Origin of the sequence: Silvanigrella sp., from assembly GCF_044369315.1 — a bacterium.
In the GTDB taxonomy this organism is placed as follows: domain Bacteria; phylum Bdellovibrionota_B; class Oligoflexia; order Silvanigrellales; family Silvanigrellaceae; genus Silvanigrella.
The window spans coordinates 1-5,161 of record NZ_JBIPMD010000225.1 but is presented as its reverse complement, the minus strand read 5'-3'; the positions used below and the strand labels follow the sequence as shown (position 1 = coordinate 5,161).

General features: G+C 32.4%; 5 protein-coding genes and 1 pseudogene. 4 read left to right on the top strand and 2 right to left on the bottom strand.

The genetic code is table 11. The features are described from left to right. Positions 1 to 624 (top strand): M23 family metallopeptidase (locus ACIQ56_RS14130; protein WP_397601692.1); only part of this gene is annotated, 624 nt, incomplete at its 5' end. Positions 625 to 628: 4 nt separating this feature from the next. Here the strand turns inward: ACIQ56_RS14130 and ACIQ56_RS14125 are convergent. Next, positions 629 to 2,239, bottom strand: a complete 1,611-nt coding sequence (locus ACIQ56_RS14125) for a hypothetical protein (RefSeq protein ID WP_397601691.1) — start codon at positions 2,237 to 2,239, stop codon at positions 629 to 631. Between the two features lie 143 nt (positions 2,240 to 2,382). On the opposite strand from ACIQ56_RS14125, the gene ACIQ56_RS14120 reads away from it, so the two are divergent. Together ACIQ56_RS14120 and ACIQ56_RS14115 are read left to right on the top strand one after the other, a co-directional pair. Beyond that, positions 2,383 to 2,868, top strand: a complete 486-nt coding sequence (locus ACIQ56_RS14120; protein ID WP_397601690.1) for a c-type cytochrome — start codon at positions 2,383 to 2,385, stop codon at positions 2,866 to 2,868. Between the two features lie 695 nt (positions 2,869 to 3,563). Further along, positions 3,564 to 3,905, top strand: coding sequence for a DUF374 domain-containing protein (locus tag ACIQ56_RS14115; RefSeq protein ID WP_397601689.1), 342 nt, complete (start codon positions 3,564 to 3,566; stop codon positions 3,903 to 3,905). 79 nt (positions 3,906 to 3,984) lie between these two features. On the opposite strand, the gene def is transcribed toward ACIQ56_RS14115, so the two are convergent. After that, positions 3,985 to 4,638, bottom strand: a complete 654-nt coding sequence (gene def, locus ACIQ56_RS14110; RefSeq protein WP_397601688.1) for a peptide deformylase — start codon at positions 4,636 to 4,638, stop codon at positions 3,985 to 3,987. Positions 4,639 to 4,920: 282 nt separating this feature from the next. Between def and ACIQ56_RS14105 the strand changes: the two are divergent. After that, positions 4,921 to 5,161: pseudogene (locus ACIQ56_RS14105) on the top strand (polyribonucleotide nucleotidyltransferase); the annotation flags it as partial.

The window sequence follows — 5,161 nt, the reverse complement described above, 5'->3', positions numbered from 1 at the left end:
ACAAATTCTAAAAGCACTTCACAAAATGAATCTATTGTTCCTTCTGGAATAGGCCCATTAACAAAAGAAGAGTATGAAATTTCAAACAAAGTGACAGGATTAAAATATGAAAGCTTAGAACTAAAGTCATTATTTGATATAGCCCAGGAATCTGAATTCAGAACTTCTAAACAATTACAAGACTTAAAACACTTTTTGGTAGAAGCGCAAAAAAATGCTTTAAAACTTCAAAGCATTCCAGATATTGCTCCTGTTCGAGGAAGATTGACTTCAACTTTTGGTTGGCGTGTAAGCCCTTTTTCAGGTCAAGGACGAATTCATTTTGGATTGGATATCGCAGCACCTAAAGGCTCTCCAATTTACGCCACAGCGAATGGGATTGTTCTTAGAGTGAGCCAATCAGATGATTTTGGAAAATTTATAGAAATTATTCATGAGAAAAAAATGGTCACTAGATACGCACATACAAGTGTTATTTATGCGAAAGAGGGCGCAAAAATTAAAAAAGGTGATATTATTGCTGCCGTAGGAAATACAGGACATAGCACGGGACCACATGTTCATTATGAAATTGAAGTAAATGGAAAAAAACATGATCCCAAAAACTTTATTGTGCTGTGGTAAATATTTAAAACTCTGTAGAAACAGAAGCTCTCATACCATAAACACCATTTATTAAACTTTGATTATAAACTTGCCAAGCATTACCAACAAACCAATACCCAGCATCTAATCCAAACGTTACCCTATCTAGAGTTGTATAACGGTAAGAAACATCTGCCTCAAAACCTAAATTACTATTACCACCAACACATAAAACATTTGTTGGGCTATTTGGATCAACAGAAGGTGTATTGTTTTTGCAAAGAGTATTTTGTGCATTATAATTTTGGTTTAAATTATTTAAAACACCCCAAACAAATACAGGACCAATGGAACCAAAACTTGGATTTTCATATGTATAATCTAATCGAACAAAAGTTGTATTTGTTAAGGAACCTCCAGGCATCCCATTTACAGCAGGAAGAGTATTATTAAACATTAAAAAAGAAGGTTGAATATTTGAATTCATACTTATTGCTGTGATGTCATTGGTACTTCCAGAAGTACCTGGAGAATTAAATTGATTATTCCCACCACTTACATAACCAGACCACATACCAATTACATGAGAAGATTTTCTTTCTTCTGTGCCAAGGATTTTCTGGGCTTTTTCTGTTGACGCTAAAGAAGTACTATCATTAGCATCAATTTGATATTTTATCTTTAATAAAGCCGCTAAGGCTGATATTTTTTGACTAACACAAGTTATTGAACCAGGAGTTGTTCCATCTTGAACATAAGAACACGCAGAAGCACTACCTAAATTTTGATAGTTTGGACTTTGTGTTGATCCAGTAGGATATAATAACTCCCCACCAATATAAAAACTTGAAAAATAAAATTTTGCATAAACATCTAAAATATTCAAAGTTGTATTTGATTTACCATGAGTAAACTTGGAAAATAATACTCCTAATTCTTGGCTCACACCAGAACTCGCAGCATCTGCAGGATCCGATTTTAAACGGGCTTCAAGAGTAAATGCATTGCCTTTAGAATCATTAGAAGTTCCACCCACTCCTTCAGAATATTTTTCATAATAAGCAGAAACATCGAATGCATTAAAATCACCTGTAAAGGAAAGAGCATCGGATGTAGAAGGCAATCCAGAATAGGGAGTCCATTCCGAATTTTTATATATACCTAGCCCCCAATGTCTTGGCATTCTACCTGCGCGCAACAGACCTATTGCGGTTTGATAAGAGAAATAAGCCTGAGTAATATAGACATTATCTACTTGTTGAGAATAGGGAGAACCATTTGCTGAATTGCCAAATGGCATAGGAGAGCCTGTACCAGTGCTATCCGTTTTTGAAGTTGTTGAATTTTGCCCTAAATAAATACTAGGCCCAGGATAATTATTATAGGCATAATCTATCCCTAAATATAATGACAAATTATCTGTTGGTTTTGCTTCAAGAATGAGGCCAATTGGAACACGAAATGCTGAAAAATCAGACCCAACTGGAGGAGATCCAAAAGTTGCTTGTCCTACAACTCCAACATGTCCGCTTGCCATCAAAGAAGTAGAAGCAGATGCTTGCATGTCATTCAACAACATTGATGAAGAAAGCGAACAAATACCTAACAAAATAGTTTTTTTTATTTGAAATTTATTATTATATGATAATCTCATTCATTTCTCCAAAAAACATTCCTAACAAATCATATGCAAGGCCGTCGGCTGCAAACCATAGCATGTTAAAATTGAATTTGCAGTTTTTTATAGTTAAAAGAGAAGTCCGAGTTTGGTAATAGAAATAGGATGGAAATTCAAATATGGAAAAAAACAAGAATGATAATAAGGAAGGTAAAACACTTCCCATTAAATTGATTACAACTTTAATAATAATTTTTTTTCTTATTTTAGTAATAGGCTTTATGATCCTTCCCGCTTACTTTGATAAAACACCATTTGGAAAGTTATTTCATAATGAGCCCGCTCCTTGGGCACTTTCAGAAGAAGATCAAAAAAAGTTAAAATTGACAGACTCTGAACTTAAAGGAAGACATCATTTTATTGAATACTGCGCATCATGCCATGGGCCAGATGGACTTGGTAACGGGCCTTCTTCAATAACATTAAGAAAACGAATGCCAAATTTTAAAAATCCATCAGAAAAATATATTAATGGACTAAATCGATTGGAAATTTTAAAAACATTAGAAGAAGGAATTCCAAATTCAGAAATGCCTTCCTATCATTATTTGCCTAAAGAAACTAAAGAACAAATAACTGATTTTTTATTATATTTACAAAAATAACTATATTTTATAAACATAAAAATACAGTTAAAGATAAATATTTATACACTCAATTATAATTTAAAAAATAAGAACAAATAAAAATCCAAAAATTATATATCATAAGATAAAATAATGTTACTTATTCAAGAATAAATATTTTCGTTTACTTGTCAGATTATTCTTGCAAAATATAATATTTTTTAAGCACTATAAAATAAGTTAATATTTACTATTTTTTACATTATTATTTAAATTTACAAAATTTTTAATTAAAAAAACAATATCAACTTACACTACACAACATAATTAGAATTTTCCGATTGCTAAATTATTAAAAATTAATAAAATATTTAATACTTAGTGTTTATTTATTTGAAATTTGGGATATTCCCTATTGTAGAAGTAATTTATTTATGGCTCTTCGAATTGATACAATTCCATGGTTTCTAAAACCAGTTGTAGTTATATATGGATATGTTCTTGGACATTTTCAGTATTTTCATTATTGGTTCAATCACCGGACAATCCAAATTTCGTGGATTGGGAGTGAGAATCTCTCTCCTGATAAAAACTATATTTTTGTATTTTGGCATCGTTATTTCCCATGCTACTTTTCGGCATTCTTTCATTTTAAGAAGCATGCTTGGATGGTACATCCTTTACTCTATATGGTTCATATGTGGGTACTTGTCAGGCTTTTGGGAGTTCAAAAGTTGATCCCAGGATCGACAGGTAATGATGGATATAAGGCAGCTAGTGAGCTGATTGAGGCTCTTAAAGCTGGTTATTCTACTATGATTTGTCCTGATGGCCCATCTGGTCCACCACAGGTTCTAAAAAAAGGCGTCCTCCACATCGCCGCTAAAAGTCAGGTTCAATTAGTTCCACTTCATTTTACCCCAAAACCAAGTATTTGGATTCGTAGTTGGGACAAAAAGCTTTTCCCAATTCCTTTTGGACACCTTGAAGTGAGAATAGGTCAACCAATCGAAGTGACAGCACAAAACCAAAAAATGGTTATTACAGCACTTACTTCAGCATTGAATGGAGATTAAAGATAATATTATTTTTATTCTATTGGTTTTGAAAAATATTGAAAAAATTTATCTGGATAAGTTAAGAATTGGAAATAAATCATAAAAAATCAAATTTAATTTTGCTTGCTTCTGTTACTTTAATTTTTTTCATTCTTTTTCTTTCGGCAGGATCATTCTCAAAATCTTTAATGTCTGCAATAATATCTGCCTCAGAAAAACTAGTTTTATTCCATCTATCTACAAGCATAATACCATCTAAATGATCATTTTCATGTTGAAAACAAACGCTAGCATAAAGATGAGAAGATTTTACTGAAAATTTCTCGCCAAATTCATTTTGAGCGTGAATTTCAATATTTAAAAATCGTTCTGTATTAAAAGATTCTGCATTAGGAAAAGACAAACAACCTTCCCAATTCACTTTTATTGGTTCGGATTTTTCAACAATTTGAGGGTTAATAAAAACCATAGGAAACTTAGGCTCTATTTCTTTATGATTTTTATCGAAAACCTTAAAGCAATCTTTAGTATATTCAAATTTATCGCTTTCAAAAACAGGCTTAAAATCTACAACAAATATTCTTTTAGAAACGCCAATTTGAGGAGCGGCCAGACCACCGCCATCAAACTCATACATGGTATTTATAAAATTTTTTAAAAATTCACGGAGTTCATCTGTAAATTTTTCAACAGGCGTTCCTTTTTTACGTAAAAGAACATGGGGGTAATGCAATACTTTGAAAAGAGTCATCTAAAATAGCTCCAAATTTATATTTAAGTAAATATATTTAAAACCTGAAAACGCCGAGATTGTTAAATCACCAAATTAAGATAGATTCAACCAAATTTAAAGCAAATACTTTTTATTATAGCAAATATCTGATAGCATGAACCTTCGACAAACGGGACACAATTAAGCTGGCGCATGGTGCGTTGGGACTCTCGGATTGGCCGGGAGGATAAATATAAATAAAATAATCCTTCAAATTCCCGATTTTTTGTTGCGATTATTTAGATTTTTTAAGGTTCTTTCATGTTTAATATTACAGAAAAATCCATTCAAATTGGTGATAATCAAATCACCATTGAAACAGGACGAATTGCAAGACAAGCAGGCGGATCCGTCCTTGTTACCTGCGGAGGCACTCAAGTACTCGTAACAGCAACAGCAGCCAAAGAAGCTCAGGTTACTGCTTCCTTTTTTCCATTATCCGTAGATTATATCGAAAAATTTTATTCTGCAGGACGTATCCCTGGTGGCTACATCAAAAGAG

Coding starts and splice junctions, on each gene's coding strand:
- ACIQ56_RS14125 (WP_397601691.1), bottom strand. CDS start 2,239: ATGAGATTATCATATAATAATAAATTTCAAATAAAAAAAACTATTTTG.
- def (WP_397601688.1), bottom strand. CDS start 4,638: ATGACTCTTTTCAAAGTATTGCATTACCCCCATGTTCTTTTACGTAAA.
- ACIQ56_RS14120 (WP_397601690.1), top strand. CDS start 2,383: ATGGAAAAAAACAAGAATGATAATAAGGAAGGTAAAACACTTCCCATT.